The following is a 16,870-nucleotide window of genomic DNA, read 5'->3' as shown; positions in this document are numbered from 1 at the left end:
CGATCGCGCATGGTGCGGGCGATGCCTGACGCCGCAACCGCAGGCACCGGGTCAGGTCGGGTAGATCACCGTTTCCAGGCTGGGGTCGGCATGCGCGGCGGCATGGCTCAAATGGCCATCGAACGGACCGACCTTGCAGATCCGGCCGTCGTCGGCGAACACCAGCTGCAGCCCGTGTTCGGCTTCCCAGTCGCAGCTGCATTCCAGGCTGATGCGCAGGCGGCCATCGCGATAGCGGCTGACGTAGGCTTCGCTGCCGAACTGCACGTGCGCCCATATTTCGTCGGGGCCGGCGATGTCCGGGGACGGCCATCCGTACTTGGCGCACAGCGCCTGCGTGTGCCGGTAGTAGGCGAACACGTGCGGCGCGGCGGCGGCGAATACCGCGGCGTCGAGCTGCAGGAACGTCGCGATGGCGGACGCGGCGTCGGCCGGGATGTCGCCGGCGGCGCAGTCCTCCAGGATGAAGCAGCAGGTGTGGTGCATCCAGGCCACCGGGACCGCGTCGCTCCACAGGCTGCCGTCCTCGTCCGGGCGCAGCGACGCCAGGACCTGCTGCGCCGCGCTCACAGCTTGGCGATCCGGAACCGGCGGCCCTTGATCTTGCCGGCCTGCAGCTGCGCCAGCGCCTTTCCGGCGTGGGCGCGGGCGATGGCGACGTAGGAGCGGGTGGCGTAGATCGCGATCTTGCCGATCGCCGCGCCGGACAGCCCGGCATCGCCGGTCAGCGCGCCGAGGATGTCGCCGGGGCGCAGCTTGTCGGTCTTGCCGCCGTCGATGCGCAGGGTGACCATCGCCGCCTGCGGCAGCTGCGCCGGCCGTGCGGTGGCCAGCGGCGCGCGCGACCAGCGCAGCGGCTGGCCCTGCTCGGTTTCCAGCGCCTGCGCGCGCGCGGTCTCGCGTGGTGCCACCAGGCTCAGCGCCAGGCCGTGCTTGCCGGCGCGCGCGGTGCGGCCGATGCGGTGGCGGTAGGTCTCGGTGTCGGTCGGCAGTTCGTAGTTGATCACCGCCGCCAGGTCTTCCACGTCCAGCCCGCGCGCGGCCACGTCGCTGGCGACCAGCACGTTGCAGCTGCGGTTGACGAAGCGCACCAGCACCTCGTCGCGGTCGCGCTGTTCCATGTCGCCATGCAGCGCCAGCGCGGAGAAGCCGAATTGCTGCAGCGAGCCGGCGACCTCGTCGACCTCCTTGCGGGTGTTGCAGAACACCACGCTGGATTCGGGGGTGAAGCGCAGCAGCAGGCCGGCCACCGCCTTCTGCCGGTAGGTGGGGTCGACCTCGAAGAACTGCTGGTCGATCTCCGGCGCGCTGTCGGCGCCTTCGACGGTGATTTCCGCCGGTTCCTTCAGCAGGTCGCGCGCCAATGCGCGGATTTCCTCGGGGAAGGTGGCCGAGAACAGCAGGCTCTGCCGATGCTTGTCGCAGCGGCTGGCGATCTCGCGGATCGGCTCCTCGAAGCCCATGTCGAGCATGCGGTCGGCCTCGTCCAGCACCAGCGTGCGCACGCCGCCCAGATGCAGCGCCCGCTTGCGCGCCAGCTCCTGGATCCGGCCGGGCGTGCCGACCACCACCTGCGGATCGTGCGCCTCCAGCGAGGCCAGTTGCGGGGCCAGCGGCATGCCGCCGGTCAGCACCACCAGTTTCATGTTGGGAATGCCGGTGGCCAGCTTGCGCAACTGCTTGCCGACCTGGTCGGCCAGTTCGCGGGTCGGGCACAGCACCAGCGCCTGCGCGCGGCTCAGCGCCGGATCCAGCTTGTGCAGCAGGCCCAGGCCGAACGCCGCGGTCTTGCCGCTGCCGGTGGGCGCCTGCGCGATGACGTCCTGGCCGGCCAGGATCGGCGGCAGGCTCTGCGCCTGCACCGGTGTCATGCTGGTGTAGCCGAGCGCGTCGATGCCGGGCGCGAGCGCCGGGGAAAGGGAGAGGGTGGCGAAATCGTTCATGCGGCATTTTAGCTGGTTGACGGCTGGGAGTCGGGAGTGGGGATTGGGGATTCGCAAAGGCGGCCCGTGGGCCGGATGAGTGTCGCTGCCGAGCGCTGGGATCGAGAGGTCACCACAATCCGTGTTTTTGTAGGAGCGGGTTCAGCCGCGACGCCTTGAGAGCGATGCGTTGCGGCTGAAGCCGCTCCCACAACAGGCGAGCGCAGTGCCCAGCGCTCGCGAGATGCTGCCAATCCCCAATCCCCAATCCCCAATCCCCAATCCCCAATCCCCAATCCCCAATCCCGAACCGGAACAGTGCGCTCCCGTACAATAGCGCGATGCCTCTTATCACTCTTCAAAACCTCGACTACAGCGTCGGCGGCCCCTTGTTGCTGGAAAAGACCGACCTGTCGATCGAGCCGGGCGAACGCATGGCCCTGATCGGCCGCAACGGCGCCGGCAAATCCACCCTGATGAAACTGATCGCCGGCGAGCTCAAGCCCGACGACGGCGAGGTCCGCGTGCAGCAGGGCGTGCGCATCGCCCGGCTGGAACAGGAGGTGCCGCATGGCGCCGCCGGCAGCGTGTTCGACGTGGTCGCCGACGGCCTGGGCGAGCTCGGCCATTGGCTGGCCGAGTTCCATCGGCTCAGCCATGCCGCCGAGTTCGACGGCGATGCGCTGGGCGCGGTGCAGTCCAAGATCGATGGCGCCAATGGCTGGGCCCTGGATCAGCGGGTCAACGAGACCCTGACCCGCCTGGAACTGGACGGCGACGCCGAGTTCGCGCGGCTGTCCGGCGGCATGAAGCGCCGCGTGCTGCTGGCGCGCGCGCTGGTGTCGGCGCCGGACCTGTTGTTGCTGGACGAGCCCACCAACCACCTCGACATCGAGGCCATCGACTGGCTCGAAGGCTTCCTCAAGGGCTGGAACGGCAGCGTGGTGTTCGTGACCCACGACCGGCGGTTCCTGCGTGCCCTGGCCACCCGTATCGTCGAGATCGACCGCGGCCAGGTCAGCAGTTGGCCGGGCGACTGGGCCAACTACGAGCGCCGCCGCGAGGAGCGGCTCAACGCGCAGGCGCAGGAGAACGCGCGCTTCGACAAGCTGCTGGCGCAGGAAGAAGTGTGGATCCGCCAGGGCATCAAGGCCCGGCGCACCCGCGACGAGGGCCGGGTACGGCGACTGGAAGCGATGCGCCGCGAGCGCACCCAGCGCCGCGAACTCGGCGGCAACGTACGCATGGAAGCGGCGCAGGGCGAGTCCTCCGGCAAGAAGGTGATCGAGGCCAAGGACCTGAGCTTCGCCTTCGGCGCGCGCAGCATGGTGCGCGACTTCTCCACCACCATCCTGCGCGGCGACCGCATCGGCCTGATCGGCCCCAACGGCAGCGGCAAGACCACGTTGCTGAAGCTGCTGCTGGGCGAACTGAGCCCGGACCAGGGCGAAGTGCGCGCCGGCACCAATCTGCAGGTGGCGTATTTTGACCAGTACCGCGCCACCCTGCGCGAGGACTGGAGCGCGATCGAGAACGTGGCCGAGGGCCGCGACTTCATCGAGGTCAACGGCAAGCGCAAGCACGTGCACGCCTACCTGCAGGACTTCCTGTTCACCCCGGAGCGTGCGCGCGCGCCGATCACCCGCCTGTCCGGTGGGGAGCGCAACCGCCTGCTGCTGGCGCGGCTGTTCGCGCAGCCGTCCAACCTGCTGGTGATGGACGAACCGACCAACGACCTCGACGTGGAAACCCTGGAGTTGCTGGAAGAACTGCTGGGCGACTACAGCGGCACCTTGTTGTTGGTCAGCCACGACCGCGACTTCATCGACAACGTGGTCACCTCGACCATGGTCATGGAAGGCGACGGCCGCATCGGCGAGTACGTCGGCGGCTACAGCGACTGGGTGCGCCAGCGCCCGTCGGCGCCGGCCAGCGCGATGGCGGTAGCCAAGGCCTCGGCCACCGCGGCGGCGACCACGCCGGTGGCGGCCGCTGCAGCGGCGCCTGCGCCCGCGCAGGCCAAGCGCAAGCTCAGCTACAAGGATGCGCGCGAACTGGAGCAGTTGCCGGCGCGGATCGAAGCGCTGGAACAGCAGGTCGCGGCGCTGACCGAGGCGATGGCCGACCCGGCGTTCTACCAGCGCGACGCGGCGGCGGTGACCGCGCACACGCAGGCCTTGAGCCAGGCGCAGGCGGACCTGGATACGGCGTATGCGCGCTGGAGCGAGCTGGACGGCTGAAAGGCCGGGACCCGGGACCCGGAACGGCAGCCGCCACAGCTAGGCGGCTCCGCTGGAGCGCCGCGTGTGCGCTCGTCGTAGGAGCGGCTTCAGCCGCGACGGGCGTTCCCGGTGAATACGGTCGCGGCTGACGCCGTTCTTACTCGGTGCGCGCGGGCTCGCGTCCACGGATGTGCCTGTGCCACCAATAGTGAGCGATGGCATCAGTTCGCACGCCGGTCGCGATGGCGATCGCTCCGACGGCCGGTCGCGGCTGAAGCCGCTCCTACGCATTGCGCTCAGTCGGACTCCGCAGGCGCTTCCGGTTCCTCGCTGCCGCCCACGAACGCGACGAAGCTGACGCCGTCCTGCGCCCATTCGCGGGCGACGTCGTCGAGGATGTCCAGCAGCACGTCGAAGGCCGGCTGCGCCACCGCCTGCAACTGCCCGGCGTCCTCCAGCAGCAGCGCGTAGCCACGCGGCGAGGGCAGCCAGGACAGGTCGCGCAGGCCGTCGGTCAGCGCGTCCCAGTTGCGGCCGAAGCCGGGCGGGAAGTCGAGCTGCGCGGCCAGCCGCATCAGCAGCATGGCCTTGCCGGTGCAGCCGTGCAGGTCGATCCGGCAAAGCCGCAGACCGGCGTCGCGGGCCAGGGCGGCGACGCTGTCCAGGTCGCGGTTGGCGACGCGGTAGACGCCGGAGGCAGCCGGCTCGGCCAGGTTCAGCGCGAACGGGAAGCCGCTCATCGCGCCGGCCCCGTGCCGCCGACCTGGAAGCTGCGGAAACTGTCGTAGTGGTCGTCGCTGTAGTACCAGACCTGCGGCGGCGTGCCGCCGGTGACGATGCGGCGCGTGCCGCGATGCGACAGTCCTGGCGTGTCGACGGTGTATTCGCGGTAGTAGCCGCGCGGTTGCGCCGGCAGCCGGTTCTCGCGGTTGCCGAACACGCTGCCGTCCTGGCGGTGCGGGAACGGGCCGCCACGCTGGATCAATGCCACTGTGGCGCGCGCTTCGGGCGGCAGGAATGCGGGCAGCTCCGGCGCCGCGGCATCCGATGCGGCGGCTGCCTTGCCGGGCGCGGTGTACGGCGCCTGCGTGGCCGCCTCGAGCGAGGGCGCGAACTGCTGGTGCGGCGGATGCTGCAGCCCACGGATGCCCCACAGCCCGCCCACCAGCAACACGATGGCGGCGATCAACAGCATGGGCTTGCGCATGGACTCTCCTGCAGGAACGGCGGCGGCGCGCAGCATGGCGCCATCGCGCACAGTATGGGCCGGCCTGCCTGTTCCCGCTCTAAACGCCGCCGGTCACCGCCGTGACCCAGGCGATTCACATCCGACTAACCGGGGCGTGGGGCATGGTAGGCGCCGATTCGCAAGGCCGGCCGGCACCGCCGCCGCGGGATGGGACGATGTTTCCCCAGCCGCGCCCTTGGTAAGGTCGCCGACCGTCCCTACCATTGCTCACGCAACGCTCGTCCTTTCGACGGCGAAAGTCCAGGAGAACCGCATGGCCTACACCCTCCCCAAGTTGCCCTACGCCTACGACGCGCTGGAACCGCACATCGATGCGCAGACGATGGAGATCCATCACACCAAGCATCACCAGACCTACATCAACAACGTCAACGCCGCGCTGGAAGGCACCGAGTACGCCGATCTGCCGATCGAGGCGCTGGTGTCCAAGCTGAAGTCGCTGCCGGAGAACCTGCAGGGCCCGGTGCGCAACAACGGTGGCGGCCATGCCAACCACTCGCTGTTCTGGACGGTGATGGCGCCCAACGCCGGCGGCACCCCCAGCGGCGACGTCGGCAAGGCGATCGACAGCGAACTGGGCGGCTTCGACAAGTTCAAGGAAGCCTTCACCAAGGCGGCGCTGACCCGCTTCGGCAGCGGCTGGGCCTGGCTGAGCGTCACCCCCGACAAGAAGCTGGTGGTCGAGAGCACTGCCAACCAGGACAGCCCGCTGTTCGAGGGCAATACCCCGATCCTGGGCCTGGACGTGTGGGAACACGCCTACTACCTGAAGTACCAGAACCGCCGTCCTGACTACATCGGCGCGTTCTTCAACGTGGTCGACTGGAAGGAAGTGGAGCGCCGCTACCACGCCGCGATCGGCTGATCGCGCGCCAGCGCTGCACCATGAAGAAGGCCGGGTTCGCCCGGCCTTTTTTTGTGTGGATGCCAGGGCAGACGCGCTGGAAGTGCGGGTGGGGCGTGGCTGCCAGGTTGGTACGCTGCCCTTGCGCGCGTGATCAGCGTGCTTCGGCAGCGATGGCGGCCTACGCCGCATTGGCCGCCGCTTGCGCCGGTGCGTCGCCAGGGCGTCTCTAGAAAGCTAGGGGCGCACGCGTAGGAGCGGCTTCAGCCGCGATGGGCATTCCCGGGAATGCCTGTCGCGGCTGAAGCCGCTCCTACAATCGCGGCGATACATCATGCCGAGCTGCGGCAGTAACGCGTTATTAGAGGTGCCCTAAAGCCGCGCCGAGGCTTTCCGTGGAAGGCCTCGCGGCTGAAGCCGCTCCTACAGCAGATGCGGTGATGCGTGACGAAAGCAGGGGATCAGCGGTGCCCGATCGTCCTGGGCCGATGGCATGCCGATGCCGATCCATCCCCATGTGCCGCATCGCACGGCGGTGATCGCATCGCGCGCGAACGCGCCCGCCAGGCTGTCCGCTATGGCGCCGGTTGCAGCGATGTCGGTATCGGGTCCAGCGGTTGCAGCGCCATCAGCAGGCCGCGCGTGCCGGCCGCGGGCAGGTCCGGTGCCGGCGCGAACAGGCGGGCGCCGTGCAGCGGGCGGAAGTGGCCGCGTTCGAAGAACACGTGGTCGGCGGTCGGCGCCGTGCCGGGTGCACGCACGTCGATCCGGTTGCGCGCCGCTTCGCCGCGCACGCTGCCGTCCTCGAAGCGCACCGCCAACGGTGCCAGCTCGGGCGCGCGCGCCGCCGCAAAGAAGCCACCGGCCAGCAGCGAGGGCACGCCCTCGGCGGTGGCATCGATCCAGGCCATCAGGTCCTCGGCCTGTTCGCGGCGGCTGGCGCCGCCGTCGCGCGCCGCGTGCAGGCGGGTGAAGTACAGGTTCACCGGCTGCCCGTGCAGGTCCACCCGCACCAGGCCGGCCACGCTGTAGTCCTCCAGCGGATGCAGCAAGGTCTCGGCTTCTTCCAGCACCGGCAGGCGGGTCAGCAGCGCGTTGCCGCGACGTTGCGGCCGGCTCGGCGGATCGGGGCTGATGAAGTGGCAGTGGTAGCCCAGGCGCGCGGCCAGCCATTGCGCCTGGTTCGGCATTTCCGGCGTCTGCAGCACTTCCTGCAGGGCGATGGCGTCGGGATGCAGGCGCTGCAGGGCCGCGACGATGCGCTCGCGGCGCGCGATCCAGTCGTCGCCGTCCTGCGTGGCGCGCGGATCCGGGGCGAGCGTGAGCGTGACCACGGTGAGGGAACTGTCAGGCGCTGCGGAGACCGGCCGCACCGCGTCCGCCGCGACGTGCGCCTGCGCCAATGCCGCCACGGCCAGCAACAGCCAGCCGGTGCGATGCCATCGGAAGACGCGGGGAGTCATGTGGCGATGCTACGGCGCAGGGTCTCAGGGTTGCGTATACAGCCGGTGGTGCTGCGGCGTCCGCCACACAATCGGTGCTGCGCACGTCGCGATCGCGAACATCGCCCCGCCGCCGCGCGCAAAGGCGCGGAGGCGGGGCGGGGACCGGGACACGGCGCGCGTGCGCCGCGGCCCTCGGTCAATGCTGCAGCACGCCGTCCTTCAGGTGCAGTGGCGCGCGCGCCTCCACCTGCGTCGCCGAACGGCCCAGCAGCAGTTCGTAGTCGCCGGCGGCAATGTGCCAGTGACGCTGCTTCGGGTCGTAGTCGGCCAGGGTCTTGGGCTCGGCGACGATGCTGACGTGGCGGCTCTCGCCCGGCTTGAGCGTCAGCTTGTCCCAGCCGACCAGGCGGATCGGCGTGTGGTGGCCCTGCGGCAGGCGCAGGTACAGCTGCGGCACGTCGGCACCTTCGCGATCGCCGGTGTTGCGCACGTCGAAGCTGGCGACGACACGGTGACCGTCGGCCTGCACCTTGAAGTTGCTGTAGGCGAACGTGGTGTAGGACAGGCCGTAGCCGAACGGATACACCGGCTCCAGGCCGCGTGCGGCGAACCAGCGGTAGCCGACATTCGCGCCTTCGATGCTGTAGTCGACGTTGCTGCCGGCCGGTTGCGCCGGCTTGAAGCCCAGGCCGGGAATCGACGGCCGCGGCAGTTGCGACACGTCGCGCAGCCAGGTCACCGGCAGGCGGCCGGACGGATTGACTTCGCCCAGCAGCAGCCGCGCAAGGCCTTCGCCGCCGCGGATGCCCGGGTACCAGGCCTCCAGCACCGCCGGTACCTGCTGCAGCCACGGCATCGCCACCGGGCCGTTGGTCTCCAGCACCACCGCCGTCTTCGGGTTGGCCTTGGCCACCGCCGCGATCAGCGCGTCCTGCCTGTCGGGCAGGGTGATGTCCGGCAGGTCCACCGACTCGGCCGACCATTGCGTGGCGAATACGATGGCCACCTCGGCCTCGCGCGCGAGCTTGGCCGCCGCGGCCGGGTCGTCGCCGCTGGCGTAGTCGATCTGCGCATCCGGCAGCGCCTTGCGCAGCGCCTGCAGCGGCGAGGATGGATGGAACATCACCGGGCCCGGCCAGGTGGTCGGGGCGATCCCCGGCACCGCGTTGCCGCCGTTGACGGTGATGCCGACCATCGAGGAACCGCCGCCGCCGATCACGCCCTTGTCGGCATGCCCGCCGATCACCGCGATGCGGCGCAGGTTGCGCGACAGCGGCAGCAGCTTGCCCTCGTTGCGCAGCAGCACCGTGCCTTCCTCGACCACGCGCTGCGCGGCCAGGCCGCCGGCGGCATCGTCGATCGGCTGGTGCTGCGGCGGGTTGTCGAAGCTGTCGGTGGCGATGAAGGCGCGCAGGATGCGCTTGACCATGTCGTCCAGGCGCGCCTGCGGCACGGTGCCGGCGGACACCGCCATGCGCAGCGGCTGGTCGAAGTACACCGCCTTGTCGAACACTTCGCCGGCCGACTGCTGGTCCAGGCCGGCCAGCGCCGCCTTGGAGCCGCTGTGCACGCCGCCCCAGTCGGACATCACGTAGCCGGGGAACTTCCACTCCTGCTTCAGCACCTGGTTGAGCAGGTAGTCGTGCTCGCAGCCGTACACGCCGTTGATGCGGTTGTACGAGCACATCACCGAGCCGGGCTGGCCGATCTTCAGCGCCAGCTCGAAGGCCAGCAGGTCCGACTCGTGCATGGCCTGTTCGCCGATGTCGGCGCTGTGGGTGTTGCGCCCGGTCTCCAGGTCGTTCATCGCGAAATGCTTCATGGTCGAGACCACGTGCTGGCTCTGCACGCCGCGGATCGATTCGCCGACCATCGTGCCGGCCAGCAGCGGATCCTCGCCGGCGTACTCGAAGTTGCGGCCATTGCGCGGGTCGCGCTGCAGGTTGACGCTGCCGGCCAGCAGCACGTTGAAACCCTGCTGCCAGGCCTCGCGGCCCATGGTGGCGCCGCCGGCGAAGGCCAGTGCGCGGTTCCAAGTGGCGGCGGTGGCCGGGCCGGAGGGCAGCGCGGTGGCGTGGTCGCCGGGGCGGATGTTGCCGGGGTTGGTCACGCCGAGGCCGGCATCGGCCAGTTGCTGCGACGGAATGCCCAAACGGTCGATCGCCGGCACGTAGCCGGCCGAGCCGAGCGCGCCGGACGGACGCGGGCCGCCGTCCTTGCCCAGGCCGAAGTAGCTGTGCAGCATCTGGAATTTCTCGTCCGGGGTCATCGCCTGCACCAGCAGCGCGGCGCGCCGGTCCGGCGACAGGCTGCGGTCGTTCCACGGGCGCTGCGCAGCGGCGGCGTTCGGCGTGGACGCCGTGCCCGCGGCCGCCGCCGGCGGCGCGGCGACGGCAGGCGAGGCCAGCGCGAGGGTCAGGCAAAGGGATCCTGTAAACGTTTTCATATCGGGGCGAACAGCCTCTTCAGCAGATGACGGGAAGGCGCATCGGGGGGAGTCGGGGGAGGGTAGAACCGCGCGTCAGGACGGTGCTTCGTCGCTGCGCATGACCGGGTACAGGCGGTAGCGCTCGTCCCAGGAACTGTGGCGGCGGTAGAAGAACTCCAGCCGCGCCTGCGGATCCTTGGCGAAGGCCGCGTCGTGTTCGAGCCTATCCTCGAACTCGGCTTTCAGCGCCGGGTCGTTGGCCAGCATCTGCCGCGCCACGTCCTCGGCGACGTAGTCTTCCATGTACTCGGCGCGCTCGAACGCGCTGTTGAACTCGCCCCATTGCAGCAGCGAGTCTGGTGCCTGCGGTTCCAGCAGCGCCATCAGCAGCCGCGCCTTGCGCTGGGCGATCGGCACGAACAGCGCGCCGGCGCCGACGGGGCGGGTCTCCGGCTTCCAGACGCCGGTGACGGTGAGCCGCTGGTGGCCTTCGGACGAGCGGGCGGCGAAGCTGGCGTCGTCGGCACGGAAGGTCTGTACCGGCAGGGTGGCGTCGTGCTCCAGCGTGCGGAAGGCGATGCCGTGCTGGCGCAGCTTGGCGCCGACCAGGGCGGCCTGCGCCGCCGGCACCAGGTAGCCGGCGCGCGGCGCGGCGACTTCCACGCTGGGCACGATCTGATCGCGCAATGGCACCCGCCAGATCTGTGGGGTGCGCTCGTCGTAACGGGTCATCAGCGCGCCGGACACCGGCGAGGGCGTGCGCGTGTAGGCGTAGCCGCGGAAGTCCACCAGGTGCGAGGCGTCGGTGGTGCGGTAGTCCAGCGCCACGGTCTTGCCGCCCAGGGCTTGCGCGCGGATGTCCGCCGCCAGCGCGTCGGCGCGCCACTGCGCACCATGCCGCGCCACCTGCTGCAGCACCGAGACGATGGTGTTGCGGGTGATGCGCACGCGCTCGGGGTAGCGCTTCCAGGAATGCGTTTCCACCAGCATGCCGAAGCGGTTGCGCAGCTGGAAATAGCCGTGCGAGAAGCGCGGCGTCGGCACGCCGTCCTCGAAGCCGGAGGCGGGGTCGTCGTTGACCACGAACGAAGGGTAGTAGGGCAGCGGCAGCGAGCCCTGCCGCTTCAGGTCGGCGAGCACGCCGTCGCGCAGGCGCAGGCCGTCGCCGCGCAGTGCGGTATCGCCGGCGTGCAGCGGTTCCACCTGGATCGACACGTCGTGCTCGAACTGCGCGCCGTCGGTGACGTGCAGGTCCACATACACGAGCGGGTCCCACTGCTCGACCAGGCGCAGCATCGCCTGCATCTCCGGCGCGTCGGCCTTGACGTAGTCGCGGTTGAGGTTGAGGTTCTGTGCGGTGGTGCGCCAGCCCATCTGTTCCGGACCACGCTGGTTGGGCCGGTTCCAGGCGCCGAAGCGCTCGTGCCCGTCGACGTTGAACACCGGCACGAACAGCCACACCTGCCTGTCCAGCGCGCCACGCGCGGCCTGGCCGTCGAGCAGTTGGCGCAGCGCCAGGAAGCCGGCGTCCTTGCCGTCGATCTCGCCGGCGTGGATGCCGCCCTGGATCAGCACCACCGGCAGCTTGCGCGCCTGTGCGGCCGCCGGATCCAGCGCACCCGAGGTCGACACGGCCAGCGCCTTCATCGGCCGGCCTTCCGGGGTGGTGCCGAAGTCGAAACAGCGCACCGCGTGCGGATAGCGCTGCGCGAACGCATCGCACAGCGCGATGGTTTCGGCGTAGCGGCCGGTGCGCGCGAATCCGCTGCGCTCCGCTTCGGTGGACAGGCCCGCCTCGCTGGCCAGCGACGGCATGCTGCACAGCAGCATCGGCAGCAACAGGGTGGCCAGCCAGGGTCGGATCATCTCGGCACCGTCTCGGGACAGGCCCCCATGATGCGGGCAGCGCGCCGATTGCGAAAGCACCCTGGGGCGTGTCACCCATTCCCGAGCACGCGGCATACTCGGGAACGGGTGACACGCCCTGGCGGTTCGATTCGCCGGAACGATCGGGTAACCTTCTGAAAATTTTGCCTGGACGAGGGCCCGTGAGCAGCCAAGCCACCACGAGGAACGCCGCATGAGCGCGGCGCAAGAGCGCGCCACTGCGCGCATGCCGCGGCAGATTCCGTACATCATCGGCAACGAGGCCTGCGAGCGCTTCAGCTTCTACGGCATGCGCAACATCCTGGTGCAGTTCCTGATCACCTCGCTGCTGCTGCAGGAAGTGACGGCGCCCGGCCGCGAGGCCGAAGCCAAGCACATCATGCACAGCTTCATGATCGGCGTGTACTTCTTCCCGCTGCTCGGCGGCTGGCTGGCCGATCGCTTCTTCGGCAAGTACAGCACCATCCTGTGGTTCAGCCTGATCTACTGCGTGGGCCACCTGTGCCTGGCGCTGTTCGAGGGCCATCGCAACGGCTTCTTCCTCGGCCTGGGCCTGATCGCGCTGGGCGCGGGCGGGATCAAGCCGCTGGTGGCCTCGTTCATGGGCGACCAGTTCGACCAGGGCAACAAGCACTTGGCCAAGGTGGTGTTCGACGCCTTCTACTGGATCATCAACTTCGGCTCGCTGTTCGCCTCGCTACTGATCCCGCTGGCGCTGAAGAACCTGGGGCCGGCGTGGGCGTTCGGCATCCCCGGCATCCTGATGCTGGTGGCGACCCTGGTGTTCTGGGCCGGGCGCCACCGCTACGTGCGCGTGCCGCTGCCGCCGAAGGATCCGCATGGTTTCGCCCAGGTGGTGCGCACCGCGCTGCTGCGGCAGGCGCCGGGGCAGGGGCGTCCTGGCCTGGCCCTGGCCGGTGTGGCGGTGCTGCTGGCGCTGGCGACGTTCGCCCTCGTGCCGACCCTGGGCCTGGTGATCTGCCTGTGCCTGGCGCTGGTGCTGCTGCTGGCCGGCATCGGTGGCGGTACCTGGTGGCAACTGGAGCGCGCCCGCGCGCTGCATCCGGACGCGGCGGTGGACGGCGTGCGTGCGGTGCTGCGGGTGCTGGTGGTGTTCGCGCTGGTCACCCCGTTCTTCTCGCTGTTCGACCAGAAGGCCTCGACCTGGGTGCTGCAGGGCCAGCAGATGCAGATGCCGGCGTGGTTCAGCGCCTCGCAGATGCAGGCGCTGAATCCGGCGCTGGTGATGCTGCTGATCCCGTTCAACAACCTGGTGCTGTATCCGCTGCTGCGCCGGCGCGGCTACGAGCCGACCGCGCTGCGGCGGATGACCGCGGGCATCGCCTTCAGCGGCCTGGCCTGGATCGTGGTCGGCACGCTGCAGGTGATGATGGACGGCGGCGACGCCCTGTCCATCGCCTGGCAGATCCTGCCGTATGCGCTGCTGACCTTCGGCGAAGTGCTGGTCTCGGCGACGGGCCTGGAATTCGCCTACAGCCAGGCGCCGCAGTCGATGAAGGGCGTGGTGATGAGTTTCTGGAACCTCACCACCACCGTCGGCAACCTGTGGGTGCTGCTGTCCAACGCGGCGGTGCGCAACGACCGCGTCACCGCGCACATCGGCAGCACCGGGCTCAGCGAGACCGCGTTCCTGATGTTCTTCTTCGCCGCCTTCGCATTCGTCGCCGCACTGCTGTTCGGGCTGTACGCGCGCCGCTACCGCATGGTCGACCACTACCGCCCCGCCTGAGACCCCGCATGCCCTCCGTCACCCCCGTCAACCTGATCCTGATCGTCCTCACCGTGCTGGTGTCGTGGGCGGCGTTCAACAATCGCCGGCTGCTCGACCGGCTGATCCTGTGGCCGCCGGCGATCGACCGCCACAAGCAGTACGACCGGCTGGTGACCTACGGCTTCATCCATGCCGATTTCCCGCACCTGCTGTTCAACATGGTCACGCTGTACTTCTTCGGCGGCCCGATCGAGGTGCTGATGGAGCGGATGACCGGCAACATGCTGGTGTACCCGCTGTTCTACCTGTCGGCGCTGGTGGTCTCGATCCTGCCCAGCTACCTGAAGAACCAGAAGAACCCCAACTACATGAGCCTGGGAGCATCCGGCGCGGTGTCGGCGGTGCTGTTCGCCTTCATCCTGATGGCGCCGTGGACCGGGATCTTCTTCTTCTTCATCCCGATTCCGATCCCGGCGATCCTGTATGCCGTGTTCTACGTCGGCTACAGCATCTGGATGGACCGCCGCGGCGGCGACAACGTCAACCACAGCGCGCACCTGGCCGGCGCGGCGTTCGGCGTGATGTTCCTGCTGATCATGGAGCCGTCGGTGCTGCAGCACTTCCTGGGCGAGCTGGCGAACCCGCGCTTCGGGCGCGGCTGATCCGCGATGCGGTGGCGTCCGCACGGGCGTGCGGCGCCGCGATCGGCACCTCTCTCATTCGCGGCGCTGGGTATGCGCCATGGCGCCGATGCGGTCGTGGGCACGCATCGCGCATGGGGCAGGTGGCGGTCCGTCAGGCCGCCCTCTGTGTTCAGCGGGTCTGCTGACCGCGCAACTGCACCTTGGCGCTGCCGATGGCGGCGTTTTCGTAGGTGCGCTTGAGGCGCTGGTAGACCTCGTCGTCGAGCTGCTGGAACTCGCCGCCCTGGTGGTCGCCGCTGACCGACAGTTGGAACAGCCCTTCCAGCAGGGAGGCGTTGTGGTCGCCCTGGTCGTATTTGCTCTCGGTCTCGCTCATGCGCGTGGTTCCCTGTTGGATCGCTGCGTGATGGGAGCTGCAACTCCCATGCCAGGTTTTCGGCCTGTCCTGGTGGTATCGGCCGCGTGCGGCACGACTTGAGCGGCATATGGCTGACGCGCCGCGTCGGCGGCGTGACGCCCTGGGGCAGGTGTTTCACATCGCCGCGGCAAGCCGCAGCGGACACTGCATGCTCCGCGACACATCTACTTGCCCATGTCCGCACCGAACGTCCCGATCGCGCACGATCCGCAGCAGCACCGTTTCAGCCTGCAGGTCGACGGCCACCGCGCCGAGCTCGACTACGTGCTGGAGCAGGGGCGCATGGTCATCACCCATACCGGGGTGCCTGGCCCGATCGGCGGGCGCGGGCTGGCGGCGCGACTGGTCGCCGCCGCGTTGGACCATGCGCAGGCACAGGGCTGGAAGGTGGTGCCGGCGTGTTCGTACGCGGCCGTGTTCATCCAGCGGCATCCGCAGTACGCGGCGCTGCTCGATTGAGCATTGGGCATCGCAACGGCGCGATAATGCGCGCCACTTTTACAGGCATCGCAGGAACAGGGGCAGTCGACGTGAGCAGGGCAGAGACGATGGGCAACGGGCGGATGGCATGGACGGCACTGGCGGTCGCGGCGGCGCTGGCACTGGCCGGCTGCAAACGCGAGGAACCGGCCGCCGCACCGGCGCCCGCCGCGGCACCGGCACAAAGCGAGGCCGCCGCGGCGCCGGAGCCGGCGCAGGCCACGCCGCCGGAACTGAAGGACATCGTCGAACACAGCCCCAGCTATGTGGTCGGCATCACTTTCCCGCCGTCGATCAACCGCTATCCCGGACTGGCCGAGGCGGCCAACCGCTATGCGCAGAGCGCGCGCAGCGAGCTGATGGAAGCGGTGGACGGGCTCGGCAACGATCGCCCGCGCGCGCCCTACGAACTTTCGCTGCAGTTCGAGATGTTGCTGGAGCGTCCGGACTTGGTCGCGCTGAGCGCCGATGGCAGCCGCTACACCGGCGGTGCGCACGGCGAACCGCTGGTGGCGCGTTGGGTGTGGCTGCCGCAGCAGCAGCGCATGCTGACGGCCGAGACGCTGATCCCGGATGCGTCGCACTGGAAGCAGGTGGCCGGTTACGTCGCTGCGCAACTGCGCCAGGCGGTGCAGACGCGGGTGGATGCCGAACAGGTGCCGCCGGAGGACCAGGACGAGCAGGTGCGCAGCGCTAGCAAGATGATCGCCGAAGGCACCGAGCCGCAGCCCGGCAACTTCAGCCAGTTCCAGCCGTTGGTCGACGCGGCAGGCAAGATCACCGCCTTGCGCTTCGTGTTCCCGCCGTACCAGGTGGGGCCGTACGCCGATGGCACGCAGACGGTGGACGTGCCGGCCAGCGTGCTGCGCGAGCTGGTGGCACCGGAGTACGCGCCGCTGTTTGCCGCCTGAGCGATGGCCGGCGCGCCAGTGCGCGTCGGCGTCGGCGTGCGGTGCACGGCGTCGACAGCATGCGGGAACGCAACGCATGCCCTCGTCGGGACGCTGCGCAATGGGTAGCATTGGCGGCTACCCCACTTGCAATCGATTTCTTATGGGCAGTTTCGATCAGACCGAGCGGCGCGTGGCGCATACCTGCGCGCGCTATCCGGCCTTCCCGCGCGAACCCGCCGTCCTGGTCCGGCTGGTCAAACACCTGTACAAGCGCGTGCATGCCAACGCCAGCGGCGTGCTCAAGGAGTACGGCATCAGCCCGCCGGAGTACGAGATCCTGATGATGCTGTACGGCACGCCCGAGCAGTGCATCACCCCCACCGAGGTGGCCGAGGCCGCCAGTGAGAAGCCGGCCAACATCACCCGTCTCACCGATAGCCTGTGCAGCAAGGGGCTGCTGTCGCGCACGGCCAGTCCGGAAGACCGGCGCAAGGTCGCGCTGACCCTGCAGCCGGCCGGCATCGCCCTGATCGAACGCTTGCTGCCGGACGTGTGTGCGTTCCTGGAGACGGAAACCGCGGCGCTGGATGCCGGCGAGCAGCAGCAGCTGGAGATATTGCTGAAGAAGATGCTGGCCGGCATCGATGGCCTCGACGCTGCCGCCGAGTCGAAGACGCAGGCGGCGTTGCCCTGAGGGCACCTCGAA

15 protein-coding genes are annotated in these 16,870 nt (G+C 69.4%); 7 read left to right on the top strand and 8 right to left on the bottom strand.

Annotated features, from left to right (window positions below; genetic code table 11):
- Positions 1-51: 51 nt before the first annotated feature.
- Complete coding sequence (locus PIQ37_RS01415; RefSeq protein WP_342072078.1) at positions 52-570, bottom strand: DUF6985 domain-containing protein; 519 nt, start codon at positions 568-570, stop codon at positions 52-54.
- Positions 567-1,943 carry an ATP-dependent RNA helicase DbpA gene (gene dbpA, locus PIQ37_RS01410; protein WP_342072077.1) on the bottom strand — a complete coding sequence of 459 codons (1,377 nt, stop codon included), beginning with the start codon at positions 1,941-1,943 and terminating at the stop codon, positions 567-569. Before dbpA ends, PIQ37_RS01415 begins: the two co-directional genes overlap by 4 nt.
- A gap of 320 nt (positions 1,944-2,263) precedes the next feature.
- On the opposite strand from dbpA, the gene PIQ37_RS01405 reads away from it, so the two are divergent.
- Positions 2,264-4,162, top strand: a complete 1,899-nt coding sequence (locus PIQ37_RS01405) for an ATP-binding cassette domain-containing protein (RefSeq protein WP_342072076.1) — start codon at positions 2,264-2,266, stop codon at positions 4,160-4,162.
- Positions 4,163-4,440: 278 nt separating this feature from the next.
- On the opposite strand, the gene PIQ37_RS01400 is transcribed toward PIQ37_RS01405, so the two are convergent.
- Together PIQ37_RS01400 and PIQ37_RS01395 are read right to left on the bottom strand one after the other, a co-directional pair.
- Complete coding sequence (locus tag PIQ37_RS01400; protein WP_342072075.1) at positions 4,441-4,884, bottom strand: barstar family protein; 444 nt, start codon at positions 4,882-4,884, stop codon at positions 4,441-4,443.
- Complete coding sequence (locus PIQ37_RS01395; protein WP_342072074.1) at positions 4,881-5,351, bottom strand: ribonuclease domain-containing protein; 471 nt, start codon at positions 5,349-5,351, stop codon at positions 4,881-4,883. Before PIQ37_RS01395 ends, PIQ37_RS01400 begins: the two co-directional genes overlap by 4 nt.
- 295 nt (positions 5,352-5,646) lie before the next feature.
- Here PIQ37_RS01395 and PIQ37_RS01390 point away from each other — a divergent pair, with 295 nt between their 5' ends.
- The gene (locus tag PIQ37_RS01390; RefSeq protein WP_048492197.1) at positions 5,647-6,258 is read left to right on the top strand and encodes a superoxide dismutase; all 612 of its coding nucleotides are present in this window, start codon (positions 5,647-5,649) and stop codon (positions 6,256-6,258) included.
- 554 nt (positions 6,259-6,812) lie between these two features.
- On the opposite strand, the gene PIQ37_RS01385 is transcribed toward PIQ37_RS01390, so the two are convergent.
- The 3 genes from PIQ37_RS01385 to PIQ37_RS01375 all read right to left on the bottom strand — a co-directional run bounded on the left by PIQ37_RS01385 (position 6,813) and on the right by PIQ37_RS01375 (position 11,976).
- Positions 6,813-7,700: an endonuclease/exonuclease/phosphatase family protein gene (locus PIQ37_RS01385; RefSeq protein WP_342072073.1), complete on the bottom strand. Its 888-nt coding sequence runs from the start codon at positions 7,698-7,700 to the stop codon at positions 6,813-6,815.
- 178 nt (positions 7,701-7,878) lie between these two features.
- Positions 7,879-10,128 (bottom strand): beta-glucosidase family protein, encoded by a 2,250-nt coding sequence (locus tag PIQ37_RS01380; protein WP_342072072.1) that lies wholly within the window; start codon positions 10,126-10,128, stop codon positions 7,879-7,881.
- A gap of 75 nt (positions 10,129-10,203) precedes the next feature.
- Positions 10,204-11,976 carry a M14 family metallopeptidase gene (locus PIQ37_RS01375; RefSeq protein ID WP_342072071.1) on the bottom strand — a complete coding sequence of 591 codons (1,773 nt, stop codon included), beginning with the start codon at positions 11,974-11,976 and terminating at the stop codon, positions 10,204-10,206.
- Positions 11,977-12,190: 214 nt separating this feature from the next.
- On the opposite strand from PIQ37_RS01375, the gene PIQ37_RS01370 reads away from it, so the two are divergent.
- Together PIQ37_RS01370 and PIQ37_RS01365 are read left to right on the top strand one after the other, a co-directional pair.
- Positions 12,191-13,747 (top strand): POT-type proton-dependent oligopeptide transporter, encoded by a 1,557-nt coding sequence (locus PIQ37_RS01370; RefSeq protein WP_148829726.1) that lies wholly within the window; start codon positions 12,191-12,193, stop codon positions 13,745-13,747.
- Positions 13,748-13,755: 8 nt separating this feature from the next.
- Positions 13,756-14,391 (top strand): rhomboid family intramembrane serine protease, encoded by a 636-nt coding sequence (locus PIQ37_RS01365; RefSeq protein ID WP_017909504.1) that lies wholly within the window; start codon positions 13,756-13,758, stop codon positions 14,389-14,391.
- A 151-nt stretch (positions 14,392-14,542) separates the two neighbouring features.
- Here PIQ37_RS01365 and PIQ37_RS01360 read toward each other — a convergent pair whose 3' ends face one another.
- On the bottom strand, positions 14,543-14,749 hold the full coding sequence (locus PIQ37_RS01360) for a hypothetical protein (protein ID WP_017909505.1): 207 nt from the start codon (positions 14,747-14,749) through the stop codon (positions 14,543-14,545).
- A gap of 216 nt (positions 14,750-14,965) precedes the next feature.
- On the opposite strand from PIQ37_RS01360, the gene PIQ37_RS01355 reads away from it, so the two are divergent.
- The 3 genes from PIQ37_RS01355 to PIQ37_RS01345 all read left to right on the top strand — a co-directional run bounded on the left by PIQ37_RS01355 (position 14,966) and on the right by PIQ37_RS01345 (position 16,858).
- The gene (locus tag PIQ37_RS01355; RefSeq protein WP_342072070.1) at positions 14,966-15,250 is read left to right on the top strand and encodes a GNAT family N-acetyltransferase; all 285 of its coding nucleotides are present in this window, start codon (positions 14,966-14,968) and stop codon (positions 15,248-15,250) included.
- A 104-nt stretch (positions 15,251-15,354) separates the two neighbouring features.
- On the top strand, positions 15,355-16,182 hold the full coding sequence (locus PIQ37_RS01350; protein WP_342072069.1) for a DUF3298 and DUF4163 domain-containing protein: 828 nt from the start codon (positions 15,355-15,357) through the stop codon (positions 16,180-16,182).
- 142 nt (positions 16,183-16,324) lie between these two features.
- The gene (locus PIQ37_RS01345) at positions 16,325-16,858 is read left to right on the top strand and encodes a MarR family winged helix-turn-helix transcriptional regulator (protein WP_342072068.1); all 534 of its coding nucleotides are present in this window, start codon (positions 16,325-16,327) and stop codon (positions 16,856-16,858) included.
- The last annotated feature ends 12 nt before the right edge of the window (positions 16,859-16,870 follow it).

Origin of the sequence: Xanthomonas protegens (genome assembly GCF_038442435.1) — a bacterium.
GTDB lineage: Bacteria > Pseudomonadota > Gammaproteobacteria > Xanthomonadales > Xanthomonadaceae > Xanthomonas_A > Xanthomonas_A sontii.
Note: the sequence above shows the minus strand (reverse complement) of the source record. Positions and strands in the feature narration are given on the sequence as shown.